The organism is Nonomuraea solani (assembly GCF_900108335.1).
GTDB classification, from domain to species: domain Bacteria; phylum Actinomycetota; class Actinomycetes; order Streptosporangiales; family Streptosporangiaceae; genus Nonomuraea; species Nonomuraea solani.
Map to the genome: position 1 here is coordinate 22,061 of NZ_FNVT01000045.1, position 17,702 is coordinate 39,762.

Sequence of the window (17,702 nt, forward strand, 5' to 3'; positions counted from 1 at the left end):
TACAGGTAGCCATGGCGATTGAAACGGTCACCGTGGCGGACGCCGTCGCCGACCAACTACGGCGGCGGCTGCTGTCCGGGCACTATCGGGGCGGCGAGCAGTTGCGCGACACCGACCTGGCGCGGGAGTTCGGCGTGGCGCGGCCCACGGTGCGCGCGGCGGTGCAGATGCTGGTGGCGGACGGGCTGCTCGAACGCGGGCGCGGGCGCAGCGCCCAGGTCAGGTCGTTCGCCGCCGAGGACGCGATCGACCTGTGCCGGCTGCGCCGCGCGATCGAGGCCGTCGCGGTCGAGATGGTCATGTCGCAACGCCTCACCGGTGTGGAGGCGGTGATGCGGGAGTTCGCCGTGCTGGGCGACGACGTCTCGTGGGACGTGGTGGCCGACCATGACGTGGCCTTCCACCGGGCCGTGTTCGTGGCCGCGGGGTCGGTCCGGCTCCTGCGTACGTTCGATGAGCTCAGCTCCGAGCTGCGCCTGCTCATCGCTCAGTTGCAACCCACCTATGACAGCGTCTCCGAGCTGGCGCGCGAGCACGAGCTGCTGCTCGCGGAGCTGCGCTCCGGGGACGCCGAGCGCGTCAAGGCCGCTTGGAGCCGGCACTTCGACGACGCGGAACGATTCTTCCTCGATCTCATCAAGGAGCGTGCAAAGTGAACTTCGGCGACTACGACGCCCTCAGCTTCGACTGCTACGGGACCCTCATCGACTGGGAGAGCGGCATCGCGACCGTGCTGCGCGGGTGGGCCGGCGCGCACGGCCTGCGAATGAGCGACGAGGAGCTGCTGACGGCGTACTCGACGCACGAGGCCCAGGCCGAAGCCGACTTTCCCGGTGACCTCTACCCGAAGATCCTGGCGCGGGCCATGCGCGGCCTGGGCGCGCAGCTCGGCGTGCCGGTCAGTGACGACGAGGCCAAGTCGCTGGCGGTCTCGGTGCCCGACTGGCCGGCGTTCCCCGACTCGACGGAGGCGCTCGAACGGCTCGCGCGCCGGTACCAGCTGATCATCCTGTCCAACGTGGACCGGGCCTCCTTCGCGGGCTCGAACCAGCGCCTGGGCATCACCTTCACCAGCATCCTCACCGCCGAGGACATCGGCTCCTACAAGCCGTCTCCCCGCAACTTCGAGGCGCTGGCACGCGAGGCCGGGCGGCTCGGGGTGGCGGAGGGCAGGTTGCTGCATGTGGCGCAGAGTCTGTTCCACGACCACGTACCGGCCAAGGCCGCGGGCCTGCCGACGGTGTGGATCAACCGCCGCCACGACAACCCGGGCGGGGGCGCGACCCCGGCGCCGCCATCCGCCGTCACCCCGGACTGGACGTTCCCGTCCATGCGGGCGTTCGCGGACGCGGTGGACGCCTGATCGGGTTGATCGTTCGCAGGCGCGTCCGTGGAGATGGCCGACCGCATACCCATCCGCCCGAAGACGGCCGACGCCTGACCGCATCACCCGTCCGCAGGCACACGTCCGCGAAGACCGCCGACCACATCACCCACCCGCAGACACACCACCACGAAGACCGCCGACCCCCGACCACATCACCCATCCGCAGGCACACGTCCGCGAAGACGGCCGGCGCCGAGCACCGATGATCGCTCACTCGGAGGTCGTCCATACCGTCGATCGCTGATCGCTCACTGGAAGGTCGTCCATGCGTGCGGCCGATGATCGCTCACTGGTAGGCGGACACCTGGAGGCCGTACAGGCGGGCGTACCGGCCGGCGCCATCGATTAGTTCGGTGTGCGTGCCGCACTCGGCGACCCGCCCGCCGTCGAGCACAACGATCAGGTCGGCTATCTGGATGGTGGCGCTACCGACGACCTCCCCTCGAACACCTCGCTGCCACGCGGACCTGCGCTACACGGGAACGCTGAGCATGCACGTGCTGCGCCACCGCAGAACACAGCCCCGCACCACCCAGACCCGCACCACCCAGACCCGCACCATGCAGACCTGCGGCTACGCACGTCTGTGTGCAGCCGCATGGCGATGCCTCGTCGTTGTCCCTCTCCCCCAGCCACCCCGCACAGACCGACCCCTATTCGTCGGCCGCCACACAGGCGGCCCTTTCCCCCGACTGTCTCTCCACTCACATAGCCGAACCACGCCATCCACGCCATCCAGGTCACCCAGGTCACCCAGGTCACCCACGCCACCCAGGTCACCCACGCCACGCAGACCACATGACACCCATTCACGCCACGCAAACCGCAGACACCACCCGCGCCATGACCCCACGACACCCACCCGCGCCACCTCGGCGATGGCCCCCACCAACGTGCTAGCGCGGTGTGACCAGGCCGGCTTCGTAGGCGGCGATGACAAGCTGGGCGCGGTCTCGGGCCCGCAGTTTGGCCAGCAGGCGGCCAATGTGCGTCTTCACGGTCCCGGGGCTCACCTGGAGCTGAGTGCTGAGCTCGGCGTTGGACAGCCCGTGGGCGATGAGGATGAGCACCTCGCGCTCCCGATCCGTGAGCGTGTCGAGCCCGTGGAAGGTCTGCTGAACAGGCCGCCGTACGAACTCCGCGATCAACCGTGTGGTCACGGTCGGCGCGAGCAACGTCTCACCCGACGCGACCACCCGAATAGCCTTCAAGAGATCGTCGGGCGGCGCGTCTTTGAGCAGAAACCCGCTGGCGCCCGCCCGCAACGCCGAATAGACGTATTCGTCGAGGTCGAACGTGGTCAGGATGAGAACACGGGTGTCCCCGGCGATCTGCTGGGTCGCGGCAATACCGTCCATCTCCGGCATCCGAACGTCCATGAGCACCACATCGGGTGACTCGGTCCGCGCAAGCGCCACCGCCTGCCGCCCATCGGCCGCCTCCCCCACCACGGTGAGGTCGTCCTCCGAGTCGATCAGCAAACGGAAGCTACCGCGTACCAATGCCTGATCATCGGCGACGAGCACCCGAATCAAGAAATCTCCCATCACACACCCACCGCAAGCAGACCCGGTCCGACCCGTGGATACCCTGCCCGGGGTCTGCTCAGCTCACGCCCATCATGGCCGATCAACGCCTGCCCCCCACACACCAATCCTCGAGGTACGGCGAAGCCATGAGCCCGCACCCTGCGAGCCCGAGAACCGCAAGCCGGAGCCCGGGAGGACGAACGCCGGAAGCCCGGGAGCCCACAGCCCGGAGGCCGCACTCCGGAGCCCAAAGCCCCGGGGCCCGGCTGCCCGGATGCCCGGATGCCCGGATGCCCCGATGCCCGGAGGCCGAGAGCCCGGGAGCTCGGAGGCCGAGAGCCCCGATGCCCGGAGGCTGAGAGCCCTGCGAGTCTGGGAGTCGGAGGCCGGGTCAAGGGAGCTTCCAGGAGGCGTATACGCCGAATCCGCCCGTTGGCAGTGGTCCGGCCTCGAAGGTGCCGCCGTACATCATGGCCCGTTCGCGCATCCCCGCGAGACCGTGCCCGCCCGCCCTGCCCGGCAGCACCCGCTGCCCGGGGCCGTCGTCGACCACGGAGATCCGCAAGGACCCGTCGGCGGCCGAGACGCCGACCCGGCAGCGGGCGGGGGCGGCGTGCCTGATGACGTTGGTGATCGCCTCCTGGACGATGCGATAGACGGCCAGCCCCATGCTGTCGGGTACGGTTCCGCTCACCGAGAGGTCGACCTCCACGCCGGCCTCCGCGGCGCGGCGGGTCAGGGACGGCAGGTCGGCGAGGCTGGGAAGGGGTGTGCTCTCGGGCGCGCTGCCGGGTGAGCGCAGCGCGCCGAGGAAATGGCGCATCTCGACGAGGGAGCCGCGCCCGATCTCCTCGATGGCCCGCAACGCCTTCAGCCCTTCCTCCGGATGCTTGCCGAAGACCTTGGCCGCCACGCCCGCCTTGACGGTGATCATGCTCATCGAGTGGGCGACCACGTCGTGCAGCTCGCGCGCGATCCGCAGGCGCTCGTCGACCGCCGCCTGCTCCGCCCGCCTCTTGACCTCGCGCGCGGCGAACTCGCGGCGAGTGCGCGCCGCCGTACCGAGACTCCAGCTCGCCCCCACGACCAGCCAGGCCATGACGACGACGAAGACGGGGTCGGGCCAGCCGTCCGCCCGTCGTGGCACACCCAGCGCCGAGACCAGCAGAGCGGCCCCGGCGACGAGCAGGCCCGGAATGAGGGCGACCGCTGATCGCCGCACCGGTTGGGTGGTCGCCACCGTGTAAACGGTCGCGGCCACCACCACCATCGTCATCAGCCAATTCGTCTGCAGCGCGAGAACGAGGACGCTGATCAGGAGCGCGCCGCAGTATGCGGCCACCGGCCAGATCCGCCGCACCGCCACGGGCACCACAAGCAGCCAGCAGGCCAGCGCCGACGCGGCGCTCACGGTCAGGCCCGGCGGATTTCCTGATGACGCCAGCGCGAACAGCACCGCGGCCACGGTGTCGGCGAGAATGAGCAGCCGGTGGGGAGGCCGCCAGGCGAACAGGTTCACGCCGCGACGTTATCGGGGAACGGCCGCGAGCGAATCGGAGCACGAGCTGTCAGACCAGGGTCGTACGTGGCTCTCGTACAGCTGCTTCGTAGGACCCTGGTCCGATCCACAAGATCGGAGCCTGCTCCGATGTGCGAGGCCGCCGCCGTACAGCATCGTTGCCGCCATGAACCGACGCAGACTCATCACCCTGTGTCTCGCCGCCTGCCTCGCCGTGTCACTCGGCGGCATCGCGCTGGCCTCGGCGCAGGCGTACCGCCTCGTGTGGAGGGCGTGCGGCGACGGCCTGCGATGCGCCGACCTGGTCGTGCCCGTGGACTGGGCCGATCCTGGCGGCCCCAGGACCTCGGTGCACGTGGCGAAACTGCCCGCGACGGGCGCGAGCGCGGGGCCGCTGATCGTCAACTTCGGCGGCCCTGGCACGAGCACGGCGATGTTCAGGCGGACGGATGATCCCGACGCGCCGCCGGAGCTGCCGGCCCTGCTCGATGAGTTGCGGAGCCGGTTCGACGTCATCGCCATCGATCCGCGCGGGCTGTCCGAACCGCAGTCCCGCAAGAAGGTGAGCTGCGCGGAGCCCTCGGCCTCCATCTTCGGCCTGCTCCTGGCGCGTACGAAGCAGGACTGGGACGCCCACGCCGCCACGAACGCGGCCCACCAGGAGAGCTGCCGCAAAGCGGCCAAGTCGGCGTGGCACGGCATGACGGCCTGGAACGTGGCCCACGACATCGACGCGCTGCGCGCCGCGCTCGGCCAGGAGAAGCTCGTCTACGCGGGCAACTCCTACGGCACCGTCTACGCCCAGGCCTACCTGGAGCTGTTCCCGCAGCGGGTGGGCCGGATGTATTTCGACGGCACCGCCGACCACACCCAGCAGGAGTTCGAGCCCTGGTTGCGCAATTATGCGCGCACGCAGGAGCGGCATCTCACCCGTTTCCGCGACTGGTGCGCCCGCCGTACCGACTGCGCCCTGCACGGCAGGGACGCGGGCAAGGCGTGGGACGAGCTGGTCGCCAGGGTGCGCCGCGCGCCTCTGCCGGCGTCCTCGGGGCGGACAGTGCACGAGGGCCAGCTGTACGCGGGTGCGATCAACGGCATGAACCCGGCGAAATGGCCGAAGTTCGCGACCGCGATCCGCAAGGCCCTCGACGGCGACGCCGGGAACTTCCTGGCCGAGCTCAAGCCGGTTGAGGGCGGCTCGTCCGTGGGCCAGATCTCCCTGTGCAACGACTTCATGCCGAAACCGCCGACGTACGAGGAGTTCCAGGCCATCGAAGCCCGGCTTCGCCAGATCGCGCCGAGGTTCGGCTGGCTCGAAGGCCGCTTCGAGCTCGGGCGGTGCTGGGGGTTGAGCGGAGGCGCGTCCTGGGCGCCGCACCCGCTCCGGGTGACGGGCGACGTCCCGCCGATTCTCTTCGCGATCGGGGAGCTCGACAACAACACCAACTATCTCGGACAACGACACGTGGCCGAGCAGGTCCCGTCCGCACGCGTCCTGTGGCACGGCGACGGCCACGCCTCGTGGGCGACCAACCTCTGCCTGAGGCGGTACGCCAACGCCTACCTGATCAGCGGAAAGCTGCCCGAGCCGGGCACCCGCTGTCCCGCCGAACGGATCCAGAAGGTGGGAAAGTGACCCCCTCCCCCGGAGGAATGAACTCGGGGAATTCCAGCCCTCACAGGCCGGAACCTCCTCCTTCATCGGCGACCGCCCACACCCAAGAGCGTGCGACCGGGCACCCAACTCCTCAAGGCTTGCAATCCGGCTTATCCGGCCTCCAACTGCCCACACACCCAAGAGTGTGCGATCAGGCTTGCCACCCGCCGGCCCGGCTTGGGCATCACCCGACCATTCGAAGCTCACGAAGGAGGCTGCTGTGACGCGAGATCCGGAAGGTCCGCACACCACTCAGGCCGGCGCGGCCGTCCCATCCCCCCGATACCAGTCCAGGGTTGAAGTCCGGAGCCACCGATGATCGAGGTCCGAGATCTTACGAAAGTGTACGGTTCCACGCGGGCTGTCTCAGGGCTGACGTTCGACGTCAAACCTGGACAGGTCACCGGCTTCCTCGGACACAACGGCGCCGGCAAGTCCACCACGATGCGCATGATTCTCGGCCTGCACACGCCCACGTCGGGCACGGCGTTGATCAACGGCGTCCGCAAGCGCGACCTTCGCGACCCCATGCGGGAGGTCGGTGCCATGCTCGACGCCACCGAGGTGCAGGGCGGGCGCCGCGCGTTCGATCACCTCCAGGCCCTGGCGCACACCGGCGGGATCGGGCGGCGCAGAGTCGTCCAGGTTCTCGAGGAGGTCGGCCTGGCCGGCGCGGCACGCAAACGGATCGCCGGGTTCTCCCATGGGATGCGCCAGCGGCTCGGCATCGCGGCGGCACTGCTCGGTGACCCGGGCGTGCTCATTCTCGACGAGCCGGTCAACGGCCTCGACCCTGATGGCATCCGCTGGCTCAGGACGCTGCTCAGATCCCTGGCGGCCGGGGGGCGGACCGTCCTGCTGTCCAGCCATCTGATGACCGAGATGTCCCTCACCGCCGACCGCCTCATCATCATCGGCCGGGGCCGGCTGATCGAGGACACCACGATGGCGGACCTGCTGGCCCGCTTCCAGGGCGACGTCCTGGTCCGATCCCCCCATGCGGCCCGCCTGTCCAGGGTGCTCGAAGCGGCCGGCGCGACCGTACTCCGCGCTCAGAGTGCGACCGTACCAGGCACTCCGAGCGCGACCGTACTACGCACTCAGCGAACGGGCTCGCCGACCGCGAGCGGGACGGCCACGCCGTCGGCTCGTCCCCCTGCAGACGAGGGTGGTTGGCGGGTGCCCGCCACGAGCACCAGCTCGTCCGCCACCGCCCAAGGCGAGGGAGAAGCGCCCAGGGCCAGCCCGTTCACCACCGCCGTAGACAAGGGCAAGGTGCCTATGAGCGGCTCGTCCGCTGCCGCCCTGGACGAGGACAGCCTGTCGGCCACCGACCGCTCCACCACCGCCCTGAACGAGAGCGAGCCGCCCGGGACCCGCTCGTTCACCGCCGCTCTCGATGAGGGCGAATTGCTGGTGACCGGTTTGTCCGCAGCCGCCATAGGTGACGCCGCGCTGGCGAGTGGCTGCGCCGTTCACGAGTTGGCGCCGCGCCGGGTGTCGCTGGAAGAGGCCTTCATGGAGATAACCCAATGATCAACGTCGTCGCATCGGAATGGCTCAAGCTGCGCTCGCTCCGATCCACCTACTACGTGCTGGCCTCCACGCTCTCGGCCCTGGTGCTCAGCGGCTTCGCCGCCTTCTCGATCTCGCACTACTTCGACACCAAGGGCGCCGGCGGTGAGCTCGTCGGTACGGGGCTCAGCTTCAGCGCCGACATTCCCCCCATCCTCTTCGGCATGCTGGGGGTGCTCGCCATCTCCGGCGAATACGGCACCGGCATGATCAGGCTGACGTTGACCACGGTCCGGCGCCCGTGGATGCTCCTCCTGGCGAAGGTCAGCGTGGTGGCCACCGTGGCCGCGGTCGCTGGTCAGGTGCTGGCGTTCGCCACCTACTTCACCGCGCAGGCCGTGGTGGCGGGGCGCCCGATCGGCGCCTCGTTCGCCGAACCGGGCATCCTGACCGAGGTGCTGGCGACGGGCGCAGGCTCCGCTGTCGCCGCGGTGACGGGGCTGGCTCTGGCCACGATTCTGCGTTCGACACCGGGGGCCCTCATCGCGCTGGTCGCCCTCATGCCGGCCCCGGCCGGGGTGGAGCGTTTCCTTCCCGCTCCCTGGAACGACTGGACGGGCTCCCTGACGATCGCATCGCTGACGAGGCAACTGGCCGGTGTTCCCGACGCTGGTGCCTTCGGCCCCGCCTTAGCCGCCGCCGTCCTCGCGAGCTATGTCGTGATCGCCTTTCTCACGGCGGCTCTCGCGATCACCCGTCGCGACGCCTGACCGGCGCGAACCTCCGCTGCAAGCTCGCGGTCGAGGCAGAACCGACGACAGCGCGCTGAGCCCAGGCCATCGGTTCCACTCGACCGCGCCGTGCCGACCCGCACCGGAAGGTGACCATCGGAGGTGAAGCGGGATGGCCCTCGCCGAGGCCGAGTTCGTGATCTGGGCCGGGGAGCCCTACCGGTGAAAGGCGACTTGAATGACCGCTGGGAACCCCTTATCTCGAAGCGGCGATTCCGGTGAAATCCCAGCGTAAACCCGGTGAAAAGAGAGCGACTTATCGAGTGTGGCCATAGGCCCGACCGGCCCCGACGTTAGGGGCGGCTAGGGGTACATCTGGGGCGGAGCCCCGGCTTAGCCTGAACTCCGCTGCCTGAGGGAGATCGTCGATTATGCGGAATAACCGGCCGAGATACAACGGGACATTCATCCACGATTTTCTCGACCAAAGCGCCGCGGAGTTTCCCGAGTCACCAGCGGTGCGGGACTCCACCGGTATCTGGACCTATCACGAACTGGATACGATCAGCCACGCGGTGGACCGCTGGCTGGCCGGGCACGGCGTCGGCCATGGCGCGCGAGTGGTGGTGCAGGCCCCCACCGACCGCCGGTTGGCCGCGCTGTTCTTCGGCGTCTCCCGCCGCGGTGCCGTCTTCGTGCCGCTCAACCCGGCGATGAAGAGCTTTCACCTGCGGTCGGTGCTCGAGAACGCCGACCCCACGCTGGTGATCGTCGAATCCGCCGGTGGGAAGCCCGACGCCGTGCGCGCCCTCACCGGCGCACCGGTCCACGACTTCGAGGCGGTCTGGAACGAGGTGACCGAGCTCGCGAGCCAAGGGGCGCGCGTGGCCGTACCGAGTGAGATCGACCCCGCGGACCTGGCCGCGCTGGTGTACACCTCAGGCAGTACGGCAGAGCCGAAAGCGGTGATCTGCCCCCACGCCCAGGTCTGCTTCGCCACCGTGGCGCTCGTCGAGGCACTCGACTACCGCCCGGACGACGTGGTCTTCTGCCGTTTCCCGATGTCCTGGGACTACGGGCTGTACAAGCTGCTGATGACCTGCGCCGTGGGCGCCGAGCTGGTCTTCACCGACGCCGGCGCCGACCTGCGGCTGGTCGACCAGTTGCGGAAGACCCGGGCGACGGTGGTGCCGATCGTACCCTCGCTGGCCAACATGATCATCGCCTCGGCGCAGCGGCAGAGTGAGCCCACCACCGGGGTGCGGTTGTTCACCAACACCGGCGCGGCGCTGCCCGCCGCCACCATCGAGGCGCTGCGGACCCACTTCCCCGGCGCCCGGGTGGTCCGCCAGTTCGGCCAGACCGAGTGCAAGCGCATCTCCGTCATGCCTCCAGAGGAGGAGCGGGAGCGCCCGGACTCCGTCGGACGGCCGCTGCCCGGCACCACCGTGCACATCCTCGACCCCGACGGGAACCCGGTGCCCACCGGGACGACCGGGGAGATCGTGGTGACCGGCCCGCACGTGATGCCGGGGTACTGGCGCAGTCCCGAGGTGAGCGCGAAGACCTTCCGCCACGATCCGCGTACCGGGGAGAAGCGCCTGCACACCGGTGACTACGGGCGCCTCGACAAGGACGGATACCTCTACTTCGACGGCCGGCGGGACGACATGTTCAAACGCAAGGGCATCCGGATGAGCACCGTGGAGATCGAGGCGGCGGCGCTCGACATCGCCGGGGTACGGGCGGCCGCCGCGCTGCCCCCGGACGGCGAGCACGATCTCGCGGTCTTCGTCGAGGCCGACAACGGGGCGAAGCTGGAACCCCACGCCGTCCTCCGTGAGCTGGCCGCCCGGCTGGAGCCGGCCAAGGTGCCCGCGGTCTGCCGGGTGCTCTCGGAGATCCCGCAGTCTGCGCACGGCAAGTACGCCCGCGACCGGCTGCGCCATCTGCACGCAGGGGAAACACGTCCGGCCGCGCCTCGTCCCCGGCAAGTGGTCCCGGATTCAGCGCCCGAGGACACGACTCAGCAGGCGCTCCCGGACTCAGTGCCCAGGGACGCGGCTCGGCAGGCGGGGCCTCACCGGAAGTCGCCGGGAATCCCCCGTGAGGAGCTGGTCCGCCGGTTCGGGTCCCCGCTTTACGTGTACGACCTGGACCGGGTCACGGCGGCGTACCGGGACCTGGCCGATTTCATGCCGGAAGGCACGGCGATCTACTACGCGCTCAAGGCCAACCCGCACCCGGACGTGGCCCGCGCGCTACGTACGGCCCCGGGCGGCGGCTGCCGTGCGGAGATCAGCTCCACCGGGGAGCTGGCCGCCGCGCTGGCCGCCGGTTTCACCGGCGCGGACTGCCTGTACACCGGGCCCGGCAAGACCGCGGAAGAGCTGGCCGAGGCGCTCGCCGCCGGGGTGCGGCTGTTCTCCGTGGAGTCGCTCACTGACCTCGAACACGTCGGCGCCGCGGCCACCGCACAGGGCACTGTCGCAAAATGCCTGCTGCGCGTGAACAGCGCCACCGCGGCCGCCGCCACCAGCATCCGGATGACCGGCACTCCCTCCCAGTTCGGCAACGACATGGAGGATCTGCCCGCGCAGGTGGCCGCGATGCGCGCGATTCCGGGCACCCGGATCATCGGCGCCCACTTCTTCCCGCTCAGCAACGCCGCGGAGGAGGACAGCCTGATCGGCGAGTTCCAGCACACCGTGACGGTCGCCGCGGAGGTGCAGCGCATCCTGGGCGAACCGCTCGAACTGGTGGATCTCGGCGGTGGGTTCTCCGCGCCGTACGGTGTGCCCGGTACGCGATCCAGCTACCCGAACCTGCGCAAAGGTCTCGAAGAGGCACTGGACCGGTACCTGCCGCAGTGGCGGGACGGCCGGCCGGGCATCGCCTGCGAGTCCGGCCGATACCTGGTGTCCGACTGTGGCGAGCTGCACACCACCGTGGTCAACGTCAAGGAGAGCCGGGGCCGTACCTTCGTCATCCTGGACGCGGGGATCAACGCGTTCGGCGGCATGTCCGGGCTCGGACGGCTGCTCCCGGTCCAGGTCAAGCCCACGACACCGAACGGCGACACGCCGCACGCCGCCGCGCCCGGCCGCCTGGCCGCGCTGGCCGGGCCCTTGTGCACGCCCGGCGACCTGCTCGCCCGCGGGGTCGAGCTGCCCGACCCGGCCCCCGGCGATCTGGTGACCATCCCGCACGCGGGCGCCTACGGCCTCACCGCCAGCCTGTCCCTGTTCCTCGGCCGCCCGACGCCCACCGAAGTGGTGATCCGCGGGGACGAGATCGTCTCCGTCTCCCGGCTGCAACGCCAACGGGTATACGACCTGCCGCAAAACCCCGACCCCCGGAGCGCATGATGGCAACCCCAGGCGACCACGGCGGCCCTTCCGCGGCCGGGCTCGACGGCCTCGACGAGCTGCCCGCCGCGGAGCAACGCCGGGTGCTCCTGGAGCTGGTGCACCGGGAGACCAGGGAGGCGCTGCTCGGGGTGGAGGGCGGCGAGCTGGCCGAGGTTACCTCCAACCGGCCGTTCCGCGAGCTCGGCCTCGACTCGCTGGCCGCGGTGGACCTGCACGACCGGCTGGTCGACGCCACCGGCGTGACGTTGCCGATGACCCTGGCCTTCGACTACCCCACGCCCGCGCTGGTCGCCGACTACATCCGCGCCGCCGTACTCGGACTGCCCGTGCCGGAGCCCGCGGGAAGCCGCACGGGCGTCCTGGAGGCCACACCGGACACCGACGCCGACCCGATCGTCCTCGTCGGCATCGGGTGCCGGTTCCCCGGCGGCGTCGACTCCGCCGAGGGACTGTGGCGAATCTTCGCCGAGGAACGCGAGGTGCTCGGCGGCTTTCCCACCGACCGCGGCTGGGATCTGGAGAACCTCTTCGACCCGAACCCGGACGCCCCGGGGAAGAGCTACGTGCGCCGCGGCGGCTTTCTGCCCGACGCGACCGGGTTCGACGCCGATTTCTTCGGCATCAACCCGCGCGAGGCGCTGGCCATGGACCCGCAGCAGCGGGTGGTGCTGGAAACCTCCTGGGCCGCGCTGGAGCACGCGGGCATCGACCCGACGTCGCTGCGCGACCGGCCCGTCGGCACGTTCTTCGGCGCCGAGGTGCACGAGTACGGCGTGCGCGTGCACCAGGCGCCGGAAGGCCTGGACGGCTACCTGATGACCGGCAACGCGCCGAGTCTGGTCTCCGGCCGGCTGGCCTATCTGCTCGGCCTGTCCGGGCCGGCGATCACGGTGGACACCGCGTGCTCCGGCGCGATCGTCTCGCTGCACCTGGCCTGCTCCTCGCTACGCTCAGGCGAGTCCTCCCTGGCCTTGGTCGGCGGGGTGACGGTGATGGGCAGCCCCGGCATGTTCACCGCGTTCAGCCGGCAGCGGGGGCTGGCCCCGGACGGCCGGGTGAAGGCGTTCGCCGATGGCGCGGACGGCACCGCGTTCTCCGAGGGTGTCGGGGTGCTGGTGGTGGAGCGGCTGTCGGAGGCGCGCCGCCACGGGCACCGGGTGCTGGCCGTGGTACGCGGCACCGCGATCAACCAGGACGGCAGGTCCAACGGGCTGACCGCGCCGAGCGGTCCCGCGCAGCGCCGGCTCATCCGGGACGCACTGGCGTCCGCCCGGCTGGAGGCCGCGGACGTGAACGCGGTCGACGCGCACGGTACGGGGACGGCGTTGGGGGACCCGATCGAGGCGCACGCGCTGCTGGCCACCTACGGCCAGGACCGGCAGTCGCCGCTGTGGCTGGGCTCGGCCAAGTCCAACCTGGGTCACACCCAGGCGGCCGGCGGCATTGCCAGTGTGATCAAGATGGTCATGGCGATGCGGCACGGGCTCTTGCCCAAGACGCTGCACGTGGACGCGCCGTCGTCGAAGGTGGACTGGTCCGGCGGGGCGGTGGAACTGCTGACCGAGGCCCGGCAGTGGCCGCAGGTCGAGGGCCGGCCGCGCCGGGCGGGGGTGTCGTCGTTCGGCATCTCCGGCACCAACGCTCATGTGATCTTGGAAGAACCGCCCGTCGAGGAGCCGTCGGTGGTCGGCGGCGGTACGGCCATGCCCGCTGTTGAGGAAGCGCTGGCCGGGGCGGGGTCGGCAGAGCGGGACAGCATCACGGCCACTGCTCCCGAGGCTACAGGGACGGTTCCTGTGTTGCCGGTGCCTGTGATGGTGTCGGCCAGGAGTCAGGCTGCGTTGCGGGCGCAGGCCGGTCGGCTGGCCGAGTACATGACCGAGCACGGCGCGGCCGATGTGCTGGAGGTGGCCGTCGGGTTGACCCGAAGGGCCGCCCTGGAGCACCGGGCGGTGCTGCCGGTGGCGGACCGGGAGGGTCTGCTGGCCGGGCTGCGTGCACTGGCCGCTGACGAGCCGGCGACCGGAGGGTCGGAGCCGTCTTCGGTGGTGGGGCGGGTGCGGCCGGGCCGGGTGGCGGTGCTGTTCTCCGGTCAGGGTGCCCAGCGGCCCGGGATGGGTCGTGAGCTGTATGCGGCTTTCCCGGTGTTCGCCCGTGCCTTCGATGAGACCTGCGCGCTACTGGAAGCCGAGCTCACCGCCTCCGATGCTGCAGAGGTTGTGAGCGGCCTGGCAGGTGGAGTGGGCTTGCGGGAGATCATCCTTAGCGAGGCTGGTGGTTCTGGGGCTGCTGGGTCCGGCTCTGGTGGGGTACTGAATCAGACGGTGTTCGCCCAGGCCGGGCTGTTCGCGGTGGAGACGGCGTTGTACCGGCTGCTGGAATCGCTAGGGGTCCGGCCCGATTACGTGGCCGGGCATTCGCTGGGCGAGATCACCGCCGCGCATGTGGCCGGAGTGCTGGACCTGGCCGACGCGTGCCGCCTGGTGGCCGCCCGTGGCCGGTTGATGCAGGCGCTGCCGTCCGGAGGCGCAATGGCGGCGATCGGCTGCGACGAAGACGTGCTCGCCCCGGTGCTGGCCGGCTACGACCAGGTGGCGGTGGCTGCGGTGAACGCGCCCGGCGCGGTGGTGGTCTCCGGTGCGTCCGGCCAGGTGGAGCAGGTCATCGAGTGGGCGCGGCAGCACGGACACCGGACCCGGCCGCTGCGGGTATCGCACGCATTCCACTCCCCGCTGATGGAGCCGATGCTGGCCGAGTTCGAAGAGGTCGTGGCGGGGCTGACGTTGCGGCGTCCAGAGCTGCCGCTGGTGTCCAACGTCTCGGGAGACCTCGCCGGCGCCGAAATCACCGAGCCCGAGTACTGGGTCGAGCACGTACGCCGACCGGTGCGGTTCGCCGACACCGTCACCACTCTGCGTGGGCACGGGGTCGGCTGTTTCATCGAGGCAGGTCCGGACGCCCAGCTCACCCCCATGATCGAACAAACCCTTACCCACGACACCAGCGAAACCGGCGGTGGGGCCGGCGACCACGCCGAGGCCCGTATTGCCGATGGCGGCCTCGGGGAAGCAGAGCCTGCCTCGGTGGTGGCGTTGCTACGCCGCGACCGAGACGAGACCACCCAACTGATCGCTGGACTGGGTCAGGCCTGGACCTGCGGCACGGCCGTGGACTGGACCGCCTGGCCGACCTGGGCCACCGAGGCCACCGGGGCCACCGGGGCCACCGGGGCCACCGGGGCCACCGAGATCGGACCGGCCATGTCGGCTGGTGCTCGCATCGGCCATCTGGACCTGCCCACCTACCCCTTCCAGCACCGCCGCTTCTGGCTCCAGGCTGCCCCGGCCGGCGACCCGGCCGCGCTCGGCCTGAGTGCTGCCGACCACCCGATTCTGGGTGCGGTGGTGGAGCAACCCGACGGCGGCGCCATCCTGACCGGGCGGTTGTCAGCCACCGCCCAGCCCTGGCTGGCCGACCACGCGATCAACGCCACCCCGATCCTGCCCGGCACCGCCTTCGTCGAACTCGCCCTGCGCGCCGGCGACCAGGTCGGCTGCCCGGCCATCGACGAACTCACCCTGCACACCCCCCTGGAGCTACCGAGTCGGGGCCAGGTGACGATCCAGGTGGTCGCCGGCCGATCCGCCGTGGACGGGCGGCGGCCCGTGGAGATCCACTCCATCGGCGAAGACGGTGTCTGGCTACGGCACGCCACCGGCTTCCTCTCCCCCGCCCCGGCTCCCGACCCGGCGGTACACGAGTTCGCCGTCTGGCCACCACCGGGCGCGGAACCGCTCGACGTCACCGGCCTCTACCCGGCGATGGCCAACCGCGGCTACGACTACGGCCCCGCTTTCCGCGGCCTCACCCGAGCCTGGCGTCGTGGCGAGGAGGTGTTCGTCGAGGTGGCGTTGGCCGACGGGGTGGAGGCAACGGGCTTCGGCGTGCACCCGGCGCTGCTCGACGCGGCCCTCCACGCCACCGACCTGCTGCCCGGCCACGACCAGGATACGGCGTTGCCGTTCGCCTGGCGCGGGGTGTCACTGCATGCCGACGGGGCGCGTGCGGCGCGGGTCAGACTGCGCCCGGACGACGAAGCCGGGGTTCGGCTCGATCTCGCCGACCCGGTGGGCCAGCCCTTGGCCACGGTGACGTCACTGGCTTACCGCCCGGTGCCCGCGCAGTGGTCGAGTTCGCGCTCTGCGGCGCAGCAGTGGCTGCACGAGGTGGTATGGCGGCCGGTGGACGTGACGGTGTCGTCGGATGCCATCGGCGCAGATCTGGTGATCGATGCCACCGGGTGGTCCGGGGTCGAATCTGCCGACAGTGGGCTGCTGGACCGCGTGCGCCGTGGCGTGGGTTCGGTGCTGGCCCGCTTGCAGGAGTGGCTGACTCGTGAACCGGGACATGACGCCCGGTTGGTGGTGGTGACCCGAGGTGGGGTCGCCGCTGACGGCGGGCAGGTGGATCCGCTTCAGGCCGCGGTGTGCGGGTTGATACGGGCGGCGCAGGCGGAGAATCCGGGCCGGATCACCCTGGTCGACCTGGCCCCAGGCGACGGTTCGCTGGAAGGCGCGCAGGTCGCCTTCGGTCTGGAGGGGGCATCGGCGAGCGCCGTGCCGATCGCCACCGCCAATGGTGAGGTGGCGCTTGGCAGCGATTCGCTGGGCCGAAGCGGCTCCGGTGTGGGCCGAAGCGGCGATGACGATGAGGTGGCTGACGCGGTGGCGGCGGCGTTGGCGTGTGGTGAGCCGGAGGTGGCGCTGCGCGGCGGCCGGCTGTGGGTGCCACGTCTGGAGCGGGTGGCATCGCCCGGTTCGGAAGATGTGGCCTCTTCCTGGTCGGCGGCTGGTGGGGCTGGTCGGGTGGGGGATGCCGGTGAGGAGCCGGTGGCGGTCTGGCCGGTGGATGGGACGACGCTGATCACCGGTGGTACTGGTGGGCTGGGTGCGTTGGTGGCGCGGCATCTGGTGGTCGAGCATGGGGTGCGGCATCTGCTGCTGGTCTCCCGTCGCGGCGCCGATGCCCCGGGGGCGGCCGAGTTGCGCGATGAGCTGGCCGGGCTGGGTGCCGAGGTGTCTGTCGCCGCTTGTGATGTGGCTGATCGGGATGCGCTGGCGGTGCTGCTGGAGGGGATTTCCGGTGCTCATCCTCTGCGGGCGGTGGTGCATGCGGCGGGGGTGGTGGATGACGGGGTGATCACGTCGTTGTCGGCCGAGCGGGTGGAGGCGGTGCTGCGGCCGAAGGTGGATGCGGCCTGGTATCTGCATGAGCTGACCCGGGCGGGTGATGTGGCTCGGTTTGTGGTGTTCTCCTCGCTGGCCGGGGTGGTGGACGGGGCGGGGCAGGGCAATTACGCGGCGGCCAACGCCTTTGTCGATGCGTTGGCGGTGGCGCGGGTGGCGGCTGGTCTGCCGGCGCTTTCGCTGGCGTGGGGGCCGTGGTCGGAGGAGCGGGGCATGGCCGGCCGGCTCAGCGGGCGGGATGAGGCGCGGATGCGCGCCGCCGGGCTGCTGTCTTTGACCGCGGCTCAGGGCCTGGCCCTGCTGGACCTGGCCCTGACCGACGTCGGCCGAGACGTCGGCCGGGCCTCCGATCGGGACTCCGGTCTGGACACTGGCCGAGACGCCGGCCGAGACGCTGGTCTGAGCGCTGGCCGGGCCCCCGGTCTGGACGCCGACCGGGACGCAGGTCTGCCCGCTAGCTTGGACGCTGGCCGGGACGCCACTCTAAGTGCCGGCCAGGCTCCCGGTCTGGGCACTGGCCGGGACGCCGCTCTGAGCGCCGGCCGGGACGCCGCGCTGGACGCCGGCCGGGATGCCGCGCTGGACGCTGGCCGGGATGCCGCGCTGAGCCGGGACCCCGGTCTGGACGCCGGCCAGGCCCCCGGCCGGACCCCCGGTCTGGGCACTGGTCTGGGCACCCGCCGGGGCGCGGGTTTGGGTGCTGGTCGGCCGCATCTGGTGCCGGCTCGGTTCGATCCGGTGGCGCTG

The 17,702-nt window shown here is 70.8% G+C and carries 9 protein-coding genes; 7 read left to right on the forward strand and 2 right to left on the reverse strand.

Annotated elements, in window-relative coordinates; genetic code table 11:
• Nucleotides 1–11 precede the first annotated feature (11 nt).
• Nucleotides 12–656, forward strand: a complete 645-nt coding sequence (locus C4V41_RS59020; RefSeq protein ID WP_103964777.1) for a GntR family transcriptional regulator — start codon at nt 12–14, stop codon at nt 654–656.
• Complete coding sequence (locus C4V41_RS59025) at nt 653–1,363, forward strand: haloacid dehalogenase type II (protein WP_103964778.1); 711 nt, start codon at nt 653–655, stop codon at nt 1,361–1,363. Before C4V41_RS59020 ends, C4V41_RS59025 begins: the two co-directional genes overlap by 4 nt.
• 920 nt (nt 1,364–2,283) lie before the next feature.
• Here C4V41_RS59025 and C4V41_RS59035 read toward each other — a convergent pair.
• Together C4V41_RS59035 and C4V41_RS59040 are read right to left on the reverse strand one after the other, a co-directional pair.
• On the reverse strand, nt 2,284–2,922 hold the full coding sequence (locus C4V41_RS59035; RefSeq protein ID WP_103964790.1) for a response regulator: 639 nt from the start codon (nt 2,920–2,922) through the stop codon (nt 2,284–2,286).
• A gap of 385 nt (nt 2,923–3,307) precedes the next feature.
• Nucleotides 3,308–4,435, reverse strand: coding sequence for a sensor histidine kinase (locus C4V41_RS59040; RefSeq protein WP_103964780.1), 1,128 nt, complete (start codon nt 4,433–4,435; stop codon nt 3,308–3,310).
• A gap of 166 nt (nt 4,436–4,601) precedes the next feature.
• On the opposite strand from C4V41_RS59040, the gene C4V41_RS59045 reads away from it, so the two are divergent.
• From C4V41_RS59045 to C4V41_RS65110, 5 genes are all read left to right on the forward strand, one after another.
• The gene (locus C4V41_RS59045) at nt 4,602–6,071 is read left to right on the forward strand and encodes an alpha/beta fold hydrolase (RefSeq protein WP_160150783.1); all 1,470 of its coding nucleotides are present in this window, start codon (nt 4,602–4,604) and stop codon (nt 6,069–6,071) included.
• A 363-nt stretch (nt 6,072–6,434) separates the two neighbouring features.
• Nucleotides 6,435–7,628, forward strand: coding sequence for an ABC transporter ATP-binding protein (locus C4V41_RS66390; protein WP_407670181.1), 1,194 nt, complete (start codon nt 6,435–6,437; stop codon nt 7,626–7,628).
• Nucleotides 7,625–8,377: a hypothetical protein gene (locus C4V41_RS59055; protein WP_103964782.1), complete on the forward strand. Its 753-nt coding sequence runs from the start codon at nt 7,625–7,627 to the stop codon at nt 8,375–8,377. The genes C4V41_RS66390 and C4V41_RS59055 overlap by 4 nt, the downstream gene beginning before the upstream one ends.
• Nucleotides 8,378–8,769: 392 nt before the next feature.
• Nucleotides 8,770–11,706, forward strand: a complete 2,937-nt coding sequence (locus C4V41_RS65105; protein ID WP_235031083.1) for an AMP-binding protein — start codon at nt 8,770–8,772, stop codon at nt 11,704–11,706.
• Nucleotides 11,703–17,702, forward strand: a 6,000-nt coding sequence (locus C4V41_RS65110; RefSeq protein WP_146104256.1) for a type I polyketide synthase, incomplete at its 3' end; no start/stop codon positions are given. The genes C4V41_RS65105 and C4V41_RS65110, both read left to right, overlap by 4 nt.

What these genes read in the sequence shown, in the direction of transcription:
- C4V41_RS59055 (WP_103964782.1), top strand. Translation starts at nt 7,625, where the DNA reads ATGATCAACGTCGTCGCATCGGAATGGCTCAAGCTGCGCTCGCTCCGA.
- C4V41_RS59045 (WP_160150783.1), top strand. Translation starts at nt 4,602, where the DNA reads ATGAACCGACGCAGACTCATCACCCTGTGTCTCGCCGCCTGCCTCGCC.
- C4V41_RS59020 (WP_103964777.1), top strand. Translation starts at nt 12, where the DNA reads ATGGCGATTGAAACGGTCACCGTGGCGGACGCCGTCGCCGACCAACTA.
- C4V41_RS65105 (WP_235031083.1), top strand. Translation starts at nt 8,770, where the DNA reads ATGCGGAATAACCGGCCGAGATACAACGGGACATTCATCCACGATTTT.